The following is an 18974-nucleotide window of genomic DNA, read 5'->3' as shown; positions in this document are numbered from 1 at the left end:
GAGAAAAAATGATTATTGTAAATTCCGCGATGCAACAAGACAACATCAAAGCATTACTTGAGTCTTTGACAGAAGGTGAGATCAAGTATACCTTTAAAGAAAAAAAAGGGATTCAGTTGATTTTTGAAACAACGGCAGAAGACAAAGAAAAAGCAGCGAAACTTGCCAAAGACGCAATCAAAAATACTGATTGGGGTCGAGTACTATACTTTAACGTCGTTAGTCAATAGTGAGGTGATATCATGTTTAAAAATGGATTGTTTTTTATAAGCATCGGTAGTATGTTATTTATATACAGCGCTAACGCGCAGTCAGGTGAATACCACTGGGTGAATCTCATCACGTCAGTCATTCTAATGGCTATTGGAGGAATCATGGCTTCAATTGGACACAAACGCAACAAGAAAGACAAGGAGGCGCAAGATGGAAATCACTAAAAAAATGAATGTACCCGCTGACTTTTTATATAAGACGATCATCGATTCCGTGTTACATGATATTAAACAAGCGACAGATCAAACACTTACTGAAGAGCAATTAGAAGGATACAGCTATCTTAAACAGTTTTATAAAGATAGTAATGCCACCATAACAATCGAAACGGTCAAGAAGAATCAAGCCTATGCGTTCCAAACGGCGACGAAAAAAAATACCTTCCGTGTACACTATCAGATCGAAACGATAGACGAGTCGCACTGCAACTTGCATTATGAAGAAAAAATGACTTCTGAAGGCATGATTCAGCAATTAAATGACATGCTCTTAGGTACGATTCTAGGATATTTCAAACGCAAGCAATTTAAAAAAATGTTGAGTATGATGGAAGAAGCATATTAAGGGGTCGACTGACGCCTTTTTTGCGTTTCTTGCGTGTTTTCAAGTAGAGGAGATGAAGGAATGACAGATGTCAAAAAAATGACCGAATTTGGTTCGCAAGAAGTACTGGACTTGGTTTCTTATGCCTTTCAGTGGGAATTGAATGAAACAAATATCAAGCGCTATCGCAAGCTTGCGGAAAATTCTTGGAATTATGGTTCCTACGATGGGAATGGAAAATTGGCGAGCCAAATCATGGCAACGATTTTTGATGTGAACTTTCATGGAACGAGTTATCCGATGGCAGGGATCGGTTTTGTGGCTTCGTATCCAGAGTATCGCAGCCAAGGTCGGATCGATCGGATCATGAAACAAATCATTAAGGACTGCTATGAACAAAAAATCGTTCTTTCCTATCTGGCACCTTTCTCCTTTGCTTTTTATCGCAGATATGGGTATGAGTATACTTTTGAACGGACGGTTTATGAAGTCGATGCGCATCAATGGCCCGATGGCAAGAAAGTGAATGGAACGATTCAACGCATGAATTGGGAGGAAGCACAGCCGATCATTCACGAGATTTATCATCAATTGCCGCGCCATCAAAAGGGCGGACTGATTCGCCAACCCTGGTGGGAAGAAATCAAGTTTGCTTTGCGCCGACCGTATACGTTTGCGATTTATCGCAATGAAGCAGGGGTCCCTGAAGGCTACTTGATTTACTTTATCGAGGGAGGACGTTTCGATATTCAAGAGTGGGGCTATTTGACTGCGAATGCTTACCAAGGATTTAATCGGTTTATCGTCTCCCATGCAGATTCAGTAGCACAGATTAACTATCGACCAGGGTTTGATGGGGAAGTCCTACAAGCAAACGCGGCCAAACCATTGGCTCACTACCAAGTGCGCCCGGACATGATGGCGCGCGTCATCGATGTGGAAGGGTTTCTAAAAAGTTATCCATTCACATTGAAAAAAGCCGGCGGTTTTGCCATAGAAATTCAAGGGGATGAATATGCCCCATGGAATAATGGCTGTTATGAAGTGACAATCGAAACCGCTCAGCATCAGGTCACGAAAACGACGGCTACCAAGCTGCCAAAAGCAACCTTGTCGATTCAGCGTTTTGTGCAGCTGTTCATGCAGGCACAATCCCTCGATTCTCTGGTCTTTTTCCAGCAAATGGAAACGGAGAAGGAAGCTGCAGTGATGATTCAGGAAAACTTACCAGACGGAAAGCCGATTCTGGAAGATTATTTCTAAGCAAATCGAGGCAGAGGTATTTACTTTCCAACAAAAAAAAGATTCCTTAAAAATAAGGAATCTTTTTCTTCAAAAAACGTTCCCTGCCGGAATCGAACCAGCAACTAATCCTTAGGAGGGACTTGTTATATCCATTTAACTAAGGGAACACAATAGCTATATTTTACCTGTTATTCGTGTTTCTCGCAAGATGAGAAGGAAAAGAAAGGAAGAAAAACATGGTCAAACGATTGATAAGTGCAAACTATAGTGAAATCAAAGAAATGTCGGCGCAAGAATTAAAGCAATCCATTAAAGCGAGCGAAGGACGAGTGATCGTCTGTGAAACGGTGGTTCAAACCATGCCGCAAGCTGGCGATATCACCAACGCAGAAGTCGCGGCAGCTTTTGGGGCTGACTTGATTTTGTTGAATGGGTTTGATTGTTATCGCCCAGCTATTTTTGGGATGCCTAGTATCACATTGGAGCAGCTGCTTGATCCTAAACAACCGATTGAAAACCCGATTCCTCAACTAAAACAACTGATTGGACGACCTGTCGGCATCAATCTTGAGCCGATCCCAGCTACGACGGAGATGATGAGTGAAAAGATCAGCATCAGTCAAGGCCGAACAAGTTCGGTTGACACCATCAAAAAAGCCCAAGAACTCGGGGTGGACTTTCTATGCTTTACAGGCAATCCTGGAACAGGTGTGACCAACCGAGAAATCGCTAAAGCAGTAAAATTGGCAAAAGAACATTTCTCTGGGTTGATCATCGCTGGAAAAATGCACAGTGCCGGCTCAGATGAGCCTGTGGTTGATCGAGAAGCCATCATTTCTTACGCTGAAGCTGGGGCAGATATTTTGTTACTGCCTTCCGTTGGCTCGATTCAAGGCTTTCTAGAAAAGGATCTGATTGAAGCTGTTAAAATTGCCAAACAATATGACTTATTGACGATGTCAGCGATCGGAACGAGTCAAGAAAGCGCACGTCCAGAAACGTTGCGGCAATTAGCCATTATCAACAAAACCTGTGGGGTCGATCTGCAGCATATCGGTGATGCCGGCTATGGCGGCATGGCACCGACCGAAAATATTTTCGAAACATCGGTTGCAATTAGAGGCATGCGCCATACGATCAATCGTGTCGGGCGTTCAATTAATCGTTAAATCAGAAAAAATTACTAGCGAAGGAAAACGAAGAATCGTTCTGCTTCGCTTTTTGCGTTTTTTTCGCTAAGTTAGAAAGAAAGGAGGAAACACAAAATGAAACAAGCATTGATCATTTACGGAGGATGGGAAGGACACGCCCCAAAAGAAACCAGTCAGTTTTACCAAACGTTGCTGGAGTCAGAAGGATATCAGGTGACACTCGCCTCAGATTTTGAACCTCTCTATCATAAAGAAGAATTAAAAAGGCTGGATCTGTTGATCATTAATTGGACGCGTGGAGAATTACCTGATGAGCCGCTGAAAAATGTCACTCAGGCTGTAGCAGAAGGAGTAGGATTAGCAGGAGTTCATGGCGGCTTTGCTTCGGCTTTTCAAGCCAGTAAAGGCTGGTTGTTTCTGACTGGCGGCTGTTTTTTGGCACATCCTGGCGGCTTGGAAACGACCTATAGCATCGATCTTACGACAAATCACTATATTACGGCAAATACGCAATCGATCCCTCAGTTGACGACGGAGCAATACTATTGTCTGGTTGATCCAGCCGTCACTGTGTTAGCTACCTCAACATTTGCCGCTAAAGATCATCCGAATGCAGCTAACCAAGAAGTCATACTGCCAATGATGTGGATCAAAAAATGGGGCAAGGGCCGAGTCTTTTTCCAATCTGTTGGACACAGTCTAAAAGAGCTGAAAGAGCCGACCATTCAGACTTGGACCAAGCGAGGCTTTCTATGGGCCACCAGAAACACATTGACAGATCCGTTGAAGAATAGTCGGTATAGTGAGTCATCAGAAAAACGAATGAGGAAATAAAGTCGTGCAATCGTTTTACTTTATGGAAGAAAATAAGCATGGTACACTTTATTTGTATTTGATTAAGCAGGAGGTAATGTGGAATGGGAAAATTTGGAAAAAGTTTTTTATCGCAGGTAATATCTGACGGAATCAAAGGACCATTTGTCACGATCATGCTCAATACGCATGTCGGCCACCAGAATGTCGAAAAGGATCAAATCAAATTTAAGAACTTTGCCAAAGATGCGAAGCGCCGCTTTGAAAAGAAATACCCAGAACATTCTTGGGATCTTTTTCAAACGAAAATTGATGAACTGCTTGCAGATCAATCATTTTGGCGCAACAGTACAACAAGTGTGGCGGTGATTATTACCCCAGAAGAGGTACTGGTCCATCGGTTAAGTATTCGTGTGGATGATCAATATTACGTAGGGGAAACCCCTTATGTATTAGCTGTCATCAAAAATGCACAATTTAATTACCCATTTTATCTCTTAGCGTTGAATCGCGATTCAATGCAAGTCTATCAAGTTGAAAACAATCAAGTGCGTGAAGTCGAGTTGCCAGAAGAGGCACCGACGACGATTGAAAAAGCGCTGGGGGAAGAAGTCACTGGTGGTGGTAACTTTAATTACAGTGCTCAAGGTGGCCCTAACTCAGGGGGAGAAGGCGTTGCTTATCACGGCTTTAGTGCCAAAGATGAAGAAGTCGAGATCGATCACGTCAACTACTACCAAGCAGTTGATGCATTTTTCAAGAATGATTTTTCAAATGAAGAGCATTTACCAATGTATCTGTTTGCATTACCAGAAAATCAAACGCTGTTTAAAAAAGTGGCAAAAACGAACTTTTTCAAAGCAGAACCAAGTATTTCCTCTTCCCCAGCATCGTTATCCTTGAAAGAGATCCAAACGTGTACGCATAAGTTGATTGCAGAGTTGACACAAAAAGAAGTTGGGGAATACGGCAAGCTGTTGGATCGAAAATTTATTGACCAATTGGTTGATATCGTGCCTGCAGCCAAAGAAGGCCGGATCGCCTATCTGTTTGTGGCTACCTCAAATCTCGCCGATGGTTTTGGAGAAGATCCTGATACAGAGTACGATCGGCGGCAAGTGTTAAATACACTGGCAATCGATGTTTTAGAGAACGGCGGTGAGGTATCTATCTTGGAACAAAAAGATGCCCCTGGAGAAAAAAGTTTGACGGCGATTTTGCGCTACTAAACGCAGTTGCGTCGTTAGCCAATAAATCGTTTCCAAAAAAGAGAAGGCTGTTGCAGATCTTTAATGCAGCAGTCTTTTTACGAATTATAAAAAAATAAAGGCGTTTTCATTTTTTTTGATTTTCTATTAGTCATAATGAAGATAATGTGCTATAATACAAAGTGTAGTTTTTGTTACGGTAAATTATGGTAGCTTGTTTCATCTTAAACATCTTCCACATTTTCACCTTATACAAGTAATTGCAAAATATGTGTATAAACACAAGGAGGATTTTTATTATGGAAACAGGTACAGTTAAATGGTTTAACTCAGACAAAGGTTTTGGATTCATCACTGCAGAAAACGGTAACGATGTATTCGTTCATTTCTCAGCTATCCAAGGCGAAGGCTTCAAAACTTTAGAAGAAGGTCAAGCAGTGACTTTCGATATCGAAGACGGACAACGTGGCCCTCAAGCGACTAACGTTAACAAAGCATAATTAGTGAATGCCTTTTAAGAGCAGCTTAGCTGCTCTTTTTTTGTGCGCGAGATAGTTGCTTGCAGACAAAGGAGTTGTTATACTCTTAAAAAAAGGAGGCACATTTATGGGATTGAATGAATTTATTCTCGGATTGGCTAATTTAGAGAAGATCCAACGAGCACCGGGTTTTTTTAAGTTTACTGAGCACAGTGTCGCTGCTCATTCATTTCGAGTAACGATGATTGCCCAGACCTTAGCTGATATCGAAGAAAAGGCGGGGAATCAAGTCAATTGGCAAATTCTCTACGAAAAAGCCTTGAATCATGATTACACCGAACGTTTCATCGGTGATATCAAAACGCCGGTCAAATATGCGAACAAAGATTTGCGGGCAATGTTATCAACCGTTGAAGAAAAAATGACCGATGCCTTCATCGAAGAAGAAATTCCAGGAAGCTTTCAAGCAACGTATCGCAGACGCTTAGCGGATGGCAAAGACAACAGCCTTGAAGGGCAGCTATTAGCAATTGCGGATAAGATCGATCTTTTGTATGAATCTTTTGAAGAGATCTCAAAAAGCAACCCAGATAAAGTATACAAAGAAATGTTTCGAGAGGCCGTTTTAACCGTCAAAGAGTTTCAGCATCGTCCGTGTGTCACTTATTTCTTTGAAGCCATTTTTCCAGAGTTACTAAATGCAGATTTTTATGGCAAGACTGCTTTTCTAGAAGAAATCGCGGCTTTGGTGGGAAAATAACCCAAATGAAAAAACGAAAAATCAAGAGATGATCCATCTCAAGGGCTTCAATGAAACAAGTGAGGGGATCAGGTTTGATTTTTCGTTTTTTTGTTGGATTAAAGTAAAGATTCCGCTCCATCAATATAGACTTCCGTTCCAGAAATATTGCCGGCAGCCTTTGAAGATAGAAAAAGCACAAGGTTGGCGACTTGTTCTGGCACGCCTGTTTCTTGCTTTAATGGTCGAGAACGTTCTGGATATTTGACGGGGATCTCAACGCGAGCAACCTCTTCTTCAATTTCTGTGCTGGCATCGATATTCGTCGCGATCGCCCCAGGGCAGATGGCATTGACCCGAATATTATAACCAGAAAGTTCCAGCGCAGCCATTTTTGTAAAGGCGACTTGACCTGCCTTAGACGTACTGTAAGCAGTCGCACCAAAATTGCTGAAGATGCGGTTTCCATTGACTGAACTCGTAATGACAATGCTGCCACCGTTCGTTTTCATAAAGGGAATGGCTGCTTTGACGGTAATAAAGGTACTACGTAAGTTTGTGTTGATCGTCTGATCCCATTCTGCCACTGTCAGCTCTTCGATCGGTGTCCAGGTACCGTTGATGCCGGCATTGACATGGAGTACATCGAGACCGCCTAGTTCTTCTACAAGACCACTCATTGCTTCTTGCAGCTTATCCGCTTCAGTGACGTCAACAGCTCGATAATGGGCTTGTGCTTGATAGTCAGCAAGAAACTCCTGCAGCTCTTCTTCGTTGCGATCAATTAACCCAACAAGTGCGCCCTGTGCTAGAAATTGTTCTGCCACCGCTTTTCCAATCCCTGAAGCAGCCCCCGTTACAATCACTCGTTTGTTTTTGAAATCATTCATTTTTTTCGCCTCCTTACAGTAAATTATAAAAAAGATCCCTTTTTTTGTCGAAAAAAGCGATCAGCGAACAGCAACAAACTTCTTCAGCTAGGAAACGCCAATGGTTGGTTTTCTAATTTTACCTCCCGAGAACCCTCTTATCTAGTGGGAAAACAGATGTAATCGCCATTGATTTTGTAGTATAATGCAGACAGTGTGCAAGGAGGAATACAATGAAACCCATATACGCTGTGGTGGATCTTGAAACAACAGGAACCGATTCGACGATTGATCGAATTATTCAATTTGGCTGTGTCTTAGTCCAAGATGGCAAGATCATCAATCGTTTTGCCGCAGATATCAACCCTGACCGCAGAATTTCTAAGCAAATTCAACGATTGACACACATCACAAACCAACAAGTAAGCAAAGCGCCATATTTCGAAGACGTAGCTGATACGATCTATAACTTACTCAGCAACACGATTTTTGTGGCGCATAATATTTATTTTGATTATCATTTTTTAAGCAATGAATTTGTGCGTTGCGGGCTACCGCCTTTATCACTTCCCGGAATCGATACGGTGGAATTGGCGCAAGTGTTTCTACCAACAGAAAGCAGCTTTCGTTTAGGCGATCTGGCAGATAGCATCGGCTTTCGTCATGATAACCCGCATCAAGCTGATAGTGATGCAGAAGTGACCGCAGCTTTATTTTTGTATATCGAAGCGATCATGCGAGAACTGCCCCGAACGACCCTGAAACAAATTGCGCTTTTAAGCGGTCAAATGGGCATGCAAACGAGTGACTATATCCATGGAATCTTAAAAGAAAAAGGCCCAGAGTTGGCAGAAGATTTCGAAGTGATCGACGGTATCGTCTTGCGGAAAAAGACCGTCCCGCTTTTTGAATCTACGCATTTTCAAGAAACGTATCCGAAAGTTAAAGCGGAAAAAGAACAGCGCTTTGGCCAGCACTTAGTCTATCGGAAACAACAAGCACGCTTGATGAATGCAGTGTATACGCATTACACCCAGCCAGAGAAAAATCTGATCATTGAAGCAGAAACAGGCATGGGGAAAACCATTGGTTACTTGTTTCCAGCCGCCTATTTAGTGACACCAGAAAATCCGTTGATCGTTAGTACCTCTTCAATTCTATTGCAAAATCAAATCATCAACAAAGACATTCCTTTGGTAAACCAAGTACTGCAGCAACCTTTGCAAGCAGTTTTGGTCAAAAGTCATCGTCATTACATTGATTTGCAGCGTTTTAAAGCGACCCTTGATCAACCGATAGAGCAAAAGCAATATGCGCAATACCAAATGGGGATCTTAGTTTGGCTAACTAAAACAGAAACGGGGGATTTTGATGAATTGAACTTGGTTCGACTTGATCATCCTTTATTTACCGACATCCGCCATCGCGGCGTTGCTTTTTTAGCCAAAGATCAACCCTTCTATGAACAAGATTTTGTCCGCCATTTATATCGGCGGATGGCGCAAAGCAATGTTTTGATCGTCAACCATGCCTTTTTGATGCAGGAAAACCGGCGAGCGCAGCCACTGTTGCCAACGAGTGATTACTTATTGATTGATGAAGCCCAACAGTTGCCGCAACAAGCAGAAGGCTTTAGTCAACATGTCTTTGACTCTGCTCACTTCAAGCGGCAGTTTTTACAGCTAAATGAAGAAGGGCTATTTGAAGAAATTGCCCAAATCATTACCGAGGATGACTTTCTGCAACGGATGTTCTCGTTGTATCGAAACGCGTTGTCGATCTTGGTCGAAACACAAGAACAGTATTTTCGCAGTTTGTCGATCGATGCGCCAGAGCTACAAGTCGTGCACCATGACGACCTCTATGATGGCACGTTAGAACAAGACAAGCTTCATCAGAAATTGAGCCTTTACTATCAAGAAATCAATGAGATCCAACAACAGTTGCGTCAGCGATTCGAGTTGACCAATGATCGGTGGTATGCAAGACAACGAATCGTGATTGCTCGTTTGTTTGATTTCTTTGGTCAAATGGAAACCCAGGAACAAACGGTGACCGCATGGTTGACTTGGTGGCATCCTCGTTACGTTCATTGGTTGAAAAAGCATCCCCAGTCAGGAAATGCTGTGATTGAATTAGCTGATTTAGAAGGGCATTCGATCGTGGATAGCACGTGGTATCAACGCTATCAGCACATCATTTATCTTGGGGGGACATTGAAGATCCCAGGAAATAAAGAATATTTTGCCCATCTGATTGGCTTGACCGATGTGCCAGTCAAAACGATTCCCGCTTTTTATGACTACAGCAAACAAACTCGACTCTATGTAGTTAAAAAAGGACTCTCGATCCAACAAGCATCAGCTGCCGAATACGCGGATTATTTAGTCGAAGCGTTAGTCCCAATTTTGTTTGACAATCCGCAACCAGCGCTTGTGTTGTTTACGGCGCACGAAACTTTGAAAAATGTCTATGATCGATTGAATAAAAAAGCCCTGCATTATGGCAGAGAAATCGTTGCTCAAGGAACTGGCGGAACCCGTGAGAAAATCTTAAAGAAATTTTTATTAGCGGAAAATGGCATCTTATTAGGGACTAGCAGTTTTTGGGAAGGGGTCGACCTACCAGGTCAGGCCTTGAAGATCGCTGTGGTGACTCGCTTACCTTTTGAGAATCCTAAGCAACCAATGGTCCAAGCACGGCATGCCTTCTTGGAAGCAGAAGGCATCGATTCTTTCAAAGAAGATGCCTTACCTAAAGCGATTCTACGGCTACGCCAAGCGTTGGGGCGCTTGATCCGTTCTGAAGAGGATACAGGCGTGATGGTCGTCCTTGATCGACGCTTGTTATCAACGAAGTATGGCAAACGGATGGTCAAAGGTCTACCTAAAAACTTACCTCTGATTGAAGCTAGTCCAACCGAAATTGCCGAAGATATTCAACATTTTTTTGCGCAAGAGGAAAAAGCGGCGGTTGATTTTGAAAAATGAGTCGAACATCTGATATAATGAGTTTTATTTAAGATTGGAGTACGAAGTGTGAAAACAAAAGACAAAGAACATCGGCGAGTGATTATTTTGCTGAGTGCGATCACGGTTTTACTGGTCGTTATTCTCTTCGCTTCTATTTTCTATCTCCGTTCTTCTCGTCCAATGCGGCAAGCAAGAAACGAAGCGATCGAAATAGCAGAAAGATACACCGATTTAGCAGAGGTCGAACAATTTTATTGGTTCACCCGTGAGGAAACATCTTTTAGCATTGTTGGAAAAGATACGAATAACAATGAGCTCGTCGTGATCATTCCTAAAAGCGGCGAAAAGGTTTCCGTTTTTAATCAAGGGGATGGATTGACGGAAGCACAGGCCAAGGCCTTCGTTCGCGACAACCATCAAGGGCAGGAAATCCAAAAAGCAGCATTGGGTATTTTTAAAGGCGAGCCCGTTTGGGAAGTCATGACCAAAGACGACCAAGGCCGCTTGAACTATTATTTGATTGGTTTCAAAGATGGAGAAGAAATCAAAGCGGTCACTGACCTATAAAAAGGCGCTTTTGATAGACAGAAATTTGGATCGTAGGAAGGATGATAAATATGGTACTTTCAAAAAGAGCAGAAAAATTAGAACCCTCCGCTACGTTAGCGGCATCTGCTAAGGCAAAAGCATTAGCAGACCAAGGTGTAGACGTATTAAGTCTAACCGTCGGTGAGCCCGACTTTATTACCCCGAAGAACATTCGCCAAGCAGCGATTGCAGCGATTGAGAGCGGCAAAGCTAGTTTTTATACAGCAACTGCTGGGATTCCTGAGTTAAAACAGGCGATTCTTGCTTATATGAAAGAGTTTTATGGTGCTGACTATGATTCAAACCAAGTGATTGTGACGGATGGCGCGAAATTTGCCCTTTATACGTTGTTTCAAGCGCTTCTTGATGAAGAGGATGAAGTACTCATTCCAGTTCCTTACTGGGTCAGTTATGCGGAACAAGTCCGTTTAGCAGAAGGGACACCTGTGTTTGTTGAAGCTAAGCAAGCAGCAGATTTTAAAGTTTCTGTTGCTCAATTAGAAGCCGCTCGTACAGAGCAAACGAAAGCCATCATTTTAAACTCGCCTGCCAACCCAACAGGGGCGATATACTCAAAAGAAGAATTAACGGCAATCGGCAACTGGGCAGTGGAAAATAATATTTGGATCATAGCGGATGATATCTATGGTCGTTTGGTTTATAACGGCAATACCTTTACATCAATCGCTAGTCTATCAGAAGAGATCCGCAAACAAACCATCGTGATCAACGGCGTTTCTAAAACCTATTCTATGACTGGGTGGCGGATCGGATTTGCTGTCGGCGATGCAAAAATCATCAAAGCGATGGTCGATATCGCTTCCCAAGCTACCAGCAACCCGCCGGCTGCTAGCCAATACGCTGCAGTTGAGGCACTGACTGGTAATCAAGAATCGATCGAAGTGATGCGTCAGGCCTTCGAAGAACGCTTGAACAAACTATATCCGCTAATTGCCGCTATTCCTGGTTTTCAGGTGACGAAACCCCAAGGCGCTTTTTACTTGTTCCCAAATGTCAAAGAAGCCATGACAATGTGCGGCTATCAAACCATTGATGCCTTCGTAGAAGCTTTACTAATGGAAGCCCACGTGGCAGTAGTGACTGGTGCTGGTTTTGGCACACCGGATTATTTACGGATCAGCTATGCAACTGATTGGGACACGTTAGCGGAAGCTACCAAACGAATCCATGATTTTGTTGAAAAGAAGCGCCAAAAAGCTTAAAATGCTCTATGGTGCCTTTATTAATTAGATAGGAGAGAATCAAGTGGAATCTATTCAAATTTTAGATGCAAAAAAACACGTTGGCGAAACCGTTCAAATCGGAGCATGGGTTGCTAACAAACGTTCCAGCGGCAAGATCGCCTTCTTACAACTTCGCGACGGAACAGCGTATTTCCAAGGAATCGTTGTGAAAAGTGAAGTAGGTGAGGAAGTTTTCCAATTAGCGAAAAATTTAAATCAGGAAACTGCCGTACTGGTCACGGGGGAAATCAGGGAAGACAGCCGCTCAAAATTTGGCTATGAAATTGGCATTTCTGGTTTAGAAGTTGTTGGGGAAAGCCATGATTACCCAATCACACCAAAAGAACACGGAACAGATTTCTTGATGGACCATCGTCATTTATGGTTGCGTTCCTCAAAACAACACGCCATCATGCAAATCAGAAACGAAATCATCCGGGCAACGTATGAATTCTTCAACAAGAATGGCTTCATCAAAATCGATCCACCGATCCTAACCGGATCAGCACCAGAAGGAACGACCGATTTATTTGAAACCAACTATTTCGATCAAAAAGCATATCTATCTCAGTCCGGTCAATTGTACATGGAAGCTGCCGCTATGGCGTTTGGCAAAGTCTTTTCTTTTGGACCAACCTTCCGTGCCGAAAAATCAAAGACACGTCGTCACTTGATTGAATTTTGGATGATTGAACCAGAAATGGCCTTTATGCACCAAGAAGAAAGTTTAGAAGTCCAAGAGCAATACGTGGCATTCTTAGTGCAAAATGTGCTCGATAACTGTGACTATGCGTTAGACGTCTTAGGTCGTGACCGTGAAGTCTTGAAAAAATACACCAAATTACCATTCCCACGAATCTCTTACGATGATGCAGTGGAATTATTACAAAAGAACGGCTTTGATGATATTCAATGGGGCGATGACTTTGGCTCACCACATGAGACTTTTATTGCCAATTCATTCGATCAGCCCGTCTTTATCTTAAACTATCCAAAAGCCATCAAACCTTTCTATATGAAGCCACATCCAACGAGAGAAGATGTCGTGATCTGTGCCGATATGATCGCACCAGAAGGCTATGGCGAGATCATAGGTGGTTCTGAACGTGCCATCGATCATGAATACCTCCTAGAGCAAATCCGCGCCCATGGCTTGGACGAAAACGAATACTCATGGTATTTAGACCTACGCAAGTACGGCTCAGTTCCTCATACCGGCTTTGGACTTGGACTAGAACGGACCGTTACCTGGTTATCAGGAATCGAGCACGTAAGAGAATCCATTCCGTTTCCACGGTTGTTGAATCGGATTTATCCGTAGGTAAAGAGAGACTTACGGTCAACATGGACTAACGAGTTACGCAAATCAAATCTGGGACAGAAGAAACCTTCTTTTGTCCCAGATTTTTTACTGATTATTCTTAACTATATGAATAATCAACTATCACTACTTAGGTGAAAAATGATTATTCAGATTCTTCAGCAATATACTAAGGCTTGCATGAAATTTCCGTGCAGTGAAACTTTCTATACTAATTTCAGTTTTTTTTTTGGAATCATTCACATAGCGTATCAATCTCTTAATTGTTTGCTTTTTGTGGATTAATCAATCTAGAGAATGATATTTTTATCAAAAATAGAAATATTGTTAATGAATCCATACTGAATTTAAAAGAACCATAAATTGTAAAGTATAAAAAACATTATTTTTCATAATGACTCCTGTGTTGTATTTTTAAAGCCTTATAGTTAAAAATTAATGGAAAGTGACCTATACAGTTGAATTTTTAATGAATTAAATATATATTAAAAATGTTCGTTTTAAATATATGGTTAGTGGAAGGTTCGTTTCGGATTTTTTTAGACTTTCATTGATTGAATACATTAGGAGACTAGTTATGAAGAATTTTTTTAAGAAACATCAGTATTTTTTTCAGATAGTACTAATCTTAGCGGCAAGTGTGCTAATGATATACCCGCAAGTTTATCTAAGGGGAGTCGTCATCGGCTCTGATGCAATGTTTCACTTTAATCGTTTTTATGATGCAAGTGAGCAAATCAAAAATGGAAATTTTCAATACTTTATCACGATGTATGGGTTCCAACAATCTGGCAGGATCGTTAATGCATTGTATGGACCAATGTTTGCTTATTTTCAAGGGATACTTGTGTTATTATCAAATTCTTGGTTTCAATATCAAATTATTTCCAATTATATAATTTTTATGATATCAGGTATCTCAATGTTTGTTTTATTAAGAAAGTTTTCTCTCAATGGCTGGTTATCAGCTGGTATAGGAATCTTTTTTATGACCACATATCCCATTCAATATTGGGTTGATCAGCAGGGACTATCAGCTTGGACCTCAGCTATACTACCATTATGTTTAATTCCATTGATCAAACTTGTTGAAAATAAAGAGTTGAGTATTTTGGGAACTGGAATTGCTATAAGTATCATGTTCCAAATTCATGTTTTATCAACACTTTTTTTGGTTCTAATCTATTTCATATTTTTTATTATTATATTTTTTAAATCGGATAATAAGAAAGAACTAATAAAAAATTTATTTTTAGCAGTTTTGCTGTTTTTATTATTGACTATGAATGTATGGGCTAATATGCTTGATATTTATCGATACAATGAACTTGTTCCTCCGTTCTTAAATAATCATATGGAAAACAACACAATAACAGCAAATAGCTCATATTGGATAAAATATCCAATATTTCTGCCGATTTTATTTGCATTGTTTTTCTGTTTGTTATTAAATAAAAGAAACGTGCTTCCTTATTTTGTGAAAATATCCGGTTTTATCATTATCAGCTTTACCATAATAGCATCAAATTTTATTCCGTGGAAGCTTCTATCAAACCTTCAAAATCCAATTTTGGGATTATTGCAATTTCCATTTCGATTTATTGTTTTTCCAATAGTTCTTTTGTTGATTTCTTTGGCAATTATTGTTTCATCTATAAAGAATATCAGAGTGTCTAAGCCGTTTTACTTGATTCTTTTGCTTATCATTGCGCTCTCGCAAACGGTTTATGAAAATACTTCGAAAATGCTAGATTGGCATCGCAGCGAAACAGCTGTAAATAGAAGAGTTCATTCTTACGTTTTTATTGATGATGAGAAAAAAATGCAAGATCAACTTTTTTCTCGAAATAAAAAAGAAATTTTGAATAGTTTTCAAAAATCTGCTCCTGACTATTTGCCATTATACAAAAATGATACTTCTAGTAAGTACGACGCCTACGGAAATGATATAATCATAAGAAATCAGGATTTTACAAAAAAAATTGTTAATAATCAACTTCATGTTTATTGGAATGGAGATTCAGAAAGGTTAGTAAATGTTCCTATAATAAAATACGAGCGAACAGAATTGAATTTGAATGGAGATCGAGTGACAAAAGAAAATTCTAAAGTCAGCACGATTGGTGTTTTAAGTGTAAAGCAAAAGAATGGTGAAAATGAGCTGATAGTTTCATATAATACTCCATGGTTTTTTATTTATACATTGTTGATTCCTTTGCTCCTTTGGTCTCTTATTATCGTTAGGTACTTCCGAAAATTCTTTTTAAGAATGACAAAAGTTCTGCTTCAAAATACTAATTAACCCTACCCAATGGATTTGCAAAAAATCTCAGTCTTTGTTGACTGAGATTTTTTTTATGAGAACTTATATGACGGTTTTGTTACAAATATTTTCTTTTTATCTTTTATCGGGTAAAATATAAGTTAGTGTGAAAAAGAGGCGAATTATGATAAAAAAATATATTAAGGCATTCCTAAAATCAGGTTATTTAGTGCCTATCCGTGTATTGGCATCATTAAAAAGAAAAAGAAATGAAAATATCGTATTTTTGCTCAGCTTTCCCAGTACAAGCGAGTATATAATTGATGAGTTATCAATTAAATACAAAGATCGCTTGATTGTATGTTATACAAAGGAAGCAAAATCATTGGCTGAGACTTACAAGAAAAGAAAGATAAAGGTATTTTCAATCAATTCGTTCATTGATTTGTATACAAATATTATCCCAGCTTTAGCTAGTACGAAGGTAATCCTGTGTGATAATTATTTTGCAATCTTGGCTGGCTTTAAGTTTGATAAAGATGTAAATGTCGTACAGCTATGGCATGCCAACGGGGCAGTAAAGAAATTCGGTGCGGAGGCACTATACGCCAAACAAGCGATGAAGACAGATCAACGGCGCTATCAAAAAGTGTATGATCAATATACACATATAGTAGTTAGTTCAAAAAAAATGGCTGAAATTTTTTGTAAAAGCTATTTAAACGAATATAAAGTTTTACCGTTTGGTTATCCGCTTACGGATGTATATTTTCAAAATAATAGCAACCGTATTTCTTTTTATAAAATGTTTGATATAGATACTAGAAAAAAAATTGCTTTATATGCACCTACCTATCGAGAAAACAAGAATGGTAAACAAATGAATTTGAAAGAACTGTCCCATAGATTCCCTAAGGATTGGCAACTTGTCGTTCGTCCGCATCCTCATGATAATAGTTTGAAACAACAATTAGTTGAGTTACAAGAAATTGTACATATGCCAGAAGAAGTAGCTATTACAAATCTTTTTAATCAAGTTGACTGTATAATCACTGACTATTCATCAATCCCTTTTGAATATACGTTATCAAGAAAACAAGGTAAGATCATTTATTATTGTTATGATCTCCAAGAATATGATAGTACAGTTGGGATACAAGAAGATTTTATAAAGTGGTCTGCTCCTGATCGTGTTACAACGATAACTGACCTCATTTCACTGCTTACGGAAAAGGAACAGATAGACTTTAAAGCATTTAATGACTGTTGGAATACTTTTGCTAAAGGAAATTCTGTGAACCAATTAATAGAATGGATTGATAAACATTATGAAAACTGAGTTGATTATGGGGATTCCAGTAGATAAACTTACTTACGCAACTGTTATAAGTGATATTCCTGAATATATTGAGAACGGTAAGAAAATGTCGATTCTCAGTATCAATCCTCAAATTGTTATAGAGTCAAAAAAATTTCCGGAAATTGTCTCATTAATCCATTCAAGTACTCATCGTATACCTGATGGAATTGGTATTGTACTCGTTTCTAAATTAACAAACGGAGTAATTGAACAACGTGTCGCTGGATATGATCTCATGTTAAAAATTCTCTCGTATGCTGATAAAAACAAATGTAGTATATTCTTATATGGTGCAAAACCAGCTGTTCTGAAGGATACCCTTAGAAATATCGAATTGCATTATCCAAATGTAGAGATTAAAGGGGCCGTTGACGGGTATACTTCATTAAAAGAAAAAGAAGTTGTTACTGCGATTAATCATAAAAAACCTGATTTTTTGTTTGTTGCATTAGGTTTTCCCAAGCAAGAACAATGGTTGGCAAGAAATATAGATAAGTTGCATGTCAAAGTTTTTCAGGATGTTGGAGGAAGTTTTGATGTGTTAAGCGGACATGTAAAACGAGCGCCCCAAGTCTTTATTAATTTCCATTTAGAATGGCTTTATCGTTCGCTGAGCAATCCTTTGAGAGCCGGAAGAATTCTTCAATTACCAGTTTTTTTAGTAAAAAGTCTAAAGTGGAAGGTGCGCCATAGACGTGATAAACAAAATAATTAGTTACATCTTTCGAATCCTTTTTAATATTTTAGCTTCTTTTTTTTCTGTCAGGAAGAAAACAATTATTTTCGAATCTTTTAACGGGAAGCTCCCATCTGACAATCCGCTAGCGATCTATCAGGAACTTGTCAAAGAAGATGAAGCTAATTCTTGGAAACTCTACTGGGGAATAAAAAAGCAATATGTGGTTAAGGCGAAGGAAATATATCCAGACTATAATTTTATTGTACGGTTTTCTTTGAAATGGCTTCTGCTAACAGCTCGAGCAAACTATTGGGTTTTTAATTCAAGGATGCCGATTTGGTTGAAAAAAAACAAAGGCACGATTTATATTCAAACCTGGCATGGGACACCTTTAAAAAAATTAGGCTCTGATATAAAGAAAGTGGCAATTCCTGGAACAGATACAAAAAAATATCATGACGCATTTATTTATGAAAGCAGAAGATGGGATTATTTAATTGCGCCTAATAATTATTCTAAAGAAATTTTCAAGCGTGCGTTCTCATTTAAAAATAGTTTTTTAGAAATAGGTTATCCAAGGAATGATTGTTTGAATGCAAGGAAAAACGATGAAGATTTCAAGAAACGATTGAAGCATAAAATAATTGGAAAAGAATCAGGGAAAGTTTTCTTGTATGCTCCTACATGGAGAGATGATTACTATATATCTAAAGGTAAGTATAAATTTTTTATGCCATTTAAATTAAATAAAATAGTTTCTATCCTAGGTGAGGAAGATATATTGATTATTCGTCCTCACTACCTTGTTGGTGATTCTATTGATGTTTCCAACTATGGTGATAAAATTCGTGTATGTATCAATGAAGATATAGATGAATTGTATTTGATCAGTGATGCAATGATTACCGACTATTCATCAGTGATGTTTGACTATGCTCATTTAAAACGACCAATGCTATTTTATGCGTATGATTTCGATTATTACAAAGAGGAGCTAAGAGGCTTTTACTTCAACTATAATACTGATCTTCCAGGTCCAATCGTAATAACTGAAGTTGATTTTTATGAAGCTTTTTCTAGTTTAGTTCAATCGGTTAAAATAAATGAACAATATAAGGAAAAATACAATTTTTTCTTTCATAAATTTTGTAAAGAAAGCTCTACAGGTAGCAAATCAGTTGTAGAACTAATTCTTAATGAAAAAAATCATCAAAACGAAAGATAAGG

18 protein-coding genes and 1 tRNA gene are annotated in these 18974 nt (G+C 39.3%); 17 read left to right on the top strand and 2 right to left on the bottom strand.

Going from position 1 to position 18974, the window contains the following annotated elements; genetic code table 11:
• Window positions 1-8 precede the first annotated feature (8 nt).
• The 4 genes from IGI88_RS00925 to IGI88_RS00910 are packed head-to-tail and all read left to right on the top strand — an operon-like array spanning window position 9 to window position 2079.
• On the top strand, window positions 9-230 hold the full coding sequence (locus IGI88_RS00925) for a hypothetical protein (protein ID WP_005236947.1): 222 nt from the start codon (window positions 9-11) through the stop codon (window positions 228-230).
• Window positions 231-242: 12 nt separating this feature from the next.
• On the top strand, window positions 243-437 hold the full coding sequence (locus IGI88_RS00920; protein WP_005236946.1) for a hypothetical protein: 195 nt from the start codon (window positions 243-245) through the stop codon (window positions 435-437).
• On the top strand, window positions 424-837 hold the full coding sequence (locus tag IGI88_RS00915; RefSeq protein WP_008381141.1) for a DUF3284 domain-containing protein: 414 nt from the start codon (window positions 424-426) through the stop codon (window positions 835-837). The genes IGI88_RS00920 and IGI88_RS00915 overlap by 14 nt, the downstream gene beginning before the upstream one ends.
• Before the next feature lie 60 nt (window positions 838-897).
• Window positions 898-2079 carry a GNAT family N-acetyltransferase gene (locus IGI88_RS00910; protein ID WP_429960112.1) on the top strand — a complete coding sequence of 394 codons (1182 nt, stop codon included), beginning with the start codon at window positions 898-900 and terminating at the stop codon, window positions 2077-2079.
• Window positions 2080-2156: 77 nt separating this feature from the next.
• Here the strand turns inward: IGI88_RS00910 and IGI88_RS00905 are convergent.
• Window positions 2157-2228 (bottom strand) — tRNA-Arg (locus IGI88_RS00905).
• Window positions 2229-2297: 69 nt separating this feature from the next.
• Here IGI88_RS00905 and IGI88_RS00900 point away from each other — a divergent pair.
• The 5 genes from IGI88_RS00900 (at window position 2298) to IGI88_RS00880 (ending at window position 6472) form a co-directional block, all read left to right on the top strand.
• Window positions 2298-3230, top strand: coding sequence for a haloacid dehalogenase-like hydrolase (locus tag IGI88_RS00900; RefSeq protein ID WP_429960111.1), 933 nt, complete (start codon window positions 2298-2300; stop codon window positions 3228-3230).
• A 96-nt stretch (window positions 3231-3326) separates the two neighbouring features.
• On the top strand, window positions 3327-4046 hold the full coding sequence (locus tag IGI88_RS00895; protein WP_429960110.1) for a ThuA domain-containing protein: 720 nt from the start codon (window positions 3327-3329) through the stop codon (window positions 4044-4046).
• An 83-nt stretch (window positions 4047-4129) separates the two neighbouring features.
• On the top strand, window positions 4130-5254 hold the full coding sequence (locus IGI88_RS00890) for a hypothetical protein (protein WP_005236938.1): 1125 nt from the start codon (window positions 4130-4132) through the stop codon (window positions 5252-5254).
• A gap of 278 nt (window positions 5255-5532) precedes the next feature.
• Complete coding sequence (locus IGI88_RS00885) at window positions 5533-5733, top strand: cold-shock protein (RefSeq protein WP_003126918.1); 201 nt, start codon at window positions 5533-5535, stop codon at window positions 5731-5733.
• A 106-nt stretch (window positions 5734-5839) separates the two neighbouring features.
• On the top strand, window positions 5840-6472 hold the full coding sequence (locus IGI88_RS00880) for a YfbR-like 5'-deoxynucleotidase (RefSeq protein ID WP_429960109.1): 633 nt from the start codon (window positions 5840-5842) through the stop codon (window positions 6470-6472).
• 98 nt (window positions 6473-6570) lie between these two features.
• Here the strand turns inward: IGI88_RS00880 and IGI88_RS00875 are convergent, their stop codons facing one another.
• Window positions 6571-7341, bottom strand: coding sequence for an SDR family oxidoreductase (locus IGI88_RS00875; RefSeq protein ID WP_429960108.1), 771 nt, complete (start codon window positions 7339-7341; stop codon window positions 6571-6573).
• 212 nt (window positions 7342-7553) lie between these two features.
• Here IGI88_RS00875 and IGI88_RS00870 point away from each other — a divergent pair, with 212 nt between their 5' ends.
• From IGI88_RS00870 to IGI88_RS00835, 8 genes are all read left to right on the top strand, one after another.
• Window positions 7554-10310, top strand: a complete 2757-nt coding sequence (locus tag IGI88_RS00870) for a helicase C-terminal domain-containing protein (protein ID WP_429960107.1) — start codon at window positions 7554-7556, stop codon at window positions 10308-10310.
• Between the two features lie 48 nt (window positions 10311-10358).
• Window positions 10359-10859 (top strand): DUF5590 domain-containing protein, encoded by a 501-nt coding sequence (locus IGI88_RS00865; RefSeq protein WP_429960106.1) that lies wholly within the window; start codon window positions 10359-10361, stop codon window positions 10857-10859.
• Between the two features lie 50 nt (window positions 10860-10909).
• On the top strand, window positions 10910-12103 hold the full coding sequence (locus IGI88_RS00860; protein WP_086317033.1) for a pyridoxal phosphate-dependent aminotransferase: 1194 nt from the start codon (window positions 10910-10912) through the stop codon (window positions 12101-12103).
• A gap of 43 nt (window positions 12104-12146) precedes the next feature.
• Window positions 12147-13445 (top strand): asparagine--tRNA ligase, encoded by a 1299-nt coding sequence (gene asnS / locus IGI88_RS00855; protein WP_005236932.1) that lies wholly within the window; start codon window positions 12147-12149, stop codon window positions 13443-13445.
• A gap of 577 nt (window positions 13446-14022) precedes the next feature.
• Window positions 14023-15747, top strand: coding sequence for a hypothetical protein (locus IGI88_RS00850; RefSeq protein WP_429960105.1), 1725 nt, complete (start codon window positions 14023-14025; stop codon window positions 15745-15747).
• A gap of 145 nt (window positions 15748-15892) precedes the next feature.
• Window positions 15893-17047 (top strand): CDP-glycerol glycerophosphotransferase family protein, encoded by a 1155-nt coding sequence (locus IGI88_RS00845; protein ID WP_429960104.1) that lies wholly within the window; start codon window positions 15893-15895, stop codon window positions 17045-17047.
• On the top strand, window positions 17037-17783 hold the full coding sequence (locus tag IGI88_RS00840) for a WecB/TagA/CpsF family glycosyltransferase (protein WP_185953784.1): 747 nt from the start codon (window positions 17037-17039) through the stop codon (window positions 17781-17783). The genes IGI88_RS00845 and IGI88_RS00840 overlap by 11 nt, the downstream gene beginning before the upstream one ends.
• Window positions 17764-18972, top strand: coding sequence for a CDP-glycerol glycerophosphotransferase family protein (locus IGI88_RS00835; protein WP_144330988.1), 1209 nt, complete (start codon window positions 17764-17766; stop codon window positions 18970-18972). Before IGI88_RS00840 ends, IGI88_RS00835 begins: the two co-directional genes overlap by 20 nt.
• Window positions 18973-18974 lie beyond the last annotated feature (2 nt).

The organism is Enterococcus sp. AZ179 (assembly GCF_050498885.1).
Lineage (GTDB): Bacteria > Bacillota > Bacilli > Lactobacillales > Enterococcaceae > Enterococcus_D > Enterococcus_D entomosocium.
This window is presented reverse-complemented; position numbering and strand designations above follow the sequence as displayed.

What these genes read in the sequence shown, in the direction of transcription:
- IGI88_RS00925 (WP_005236947.1), top strand. Translation starts at nt 9, where the DNA reads ATGATTATTGTAAATTCCGCGATGCAACAAGACAACATCAAAGCATTA.
- IGI88_RS00840 (WP_185953784.1), top strand. Translation starts at nt 17,037, where the DNA reads ATGAAAACTGAGTTGATTATGGGGATTCCAGTAGATAAACTTACTTAC.
- IGI88_RS00880 (WP_429960109.1), top strand. Translation starts at nt 5,840, where the DNA reads ATGGGATTGAATGAATTTATTCTCGGATTGGCTAATTTAGAGAAGATC.
- IGI88_RS00850 (WP_429960105.1), top strand. Translation starts at nt 14,023, where the DNA reads ATGAAGAATTTTTTTAAGAAACATCAGTATTTTTTTCAGATAGTACTA.
- IGI88_RS00900 (WP_429960111.1), top strand. Translation starts at nt 2,298, where the DNA reads ATGGTCAAACGATTGATAAGTGCAAACTATAGTGAAATCAAAGAAATG.
- IGI88_RS00845 (WP_429960104.1), top strand. Translation starts at nt 15,893, where the DNA reads ATGATAAAAAAATATATTAAGGCATTCCTAAAATCAGGTTATTTAGTG.
- IGI88_RS00920 (WP_005236946.1), top strand. Translation starts at nt 243, where the DNA reads ATGTTTAAAAATGGATTGTTTTTTATAAGCATCGGTAGTATGTTATTT.
- IGI88_RS00885 (WP_003126918.1), top strand. Translation starts at nt 5,533, where the DNA reads ATGGAAACAGGTACAGTTAAATGGTTTAACTCAGACAAAGGTTTTGGA.
- IGI88_RS00890 (WP_005236938.1), top strand. Translation starts at nt 4,130, where the DNA reads ATGGGAAAATTTGGAAAAAGTTTTTTATCGCAGGTAATATCTGACGGA.
- IGI88_RS00860 (WP_086317033.1), top strand. Translation starts at nt 10,910, where the DNA reads ATGGTACTTTCAAAAAGAGCAGAAAAATTAGAACCCTCCGCTACGTTA.
- IGI88_RS00910 (WP_429960112.1), top strand. Translation starts at nt 898, where the DNA reads ATGACAGATGTCAAAAAAATGACCGAATTTGGTTCGCAAGAAGTACTG.
- IGI88_RS00870 (WP_429960107.1), top strand. Translation starts at nt 7,554, where the DNA reads ATGAAACCCATATACGCTGTGGTGGATCTTGAAACAACAGGAACCGAT.
- IGI88_RS00915 (WP_008381141.1), top strand. Translation starts at nt 424, where the DNA reads ATGGAAATCACTAAAAAAATGAATGTACCCGCTGACTTTTTATATAAG.
- IGI88_RS00895 (WP_429960110.1), top strand. Translation starts at nt 3,327, where the DNA reads ATGAAACAAGCATTGATCATTTACGGAGGATGGGAAGGACACGCCCCA.
- IGI88_RS00875 (WP_429960108.1), bottom strand. Translation starts at nt 7,341, where the DNA reads ATGAATGATTTCAAAAACAAACGAGTGATTGTAACGGGGGCTGCTTCA.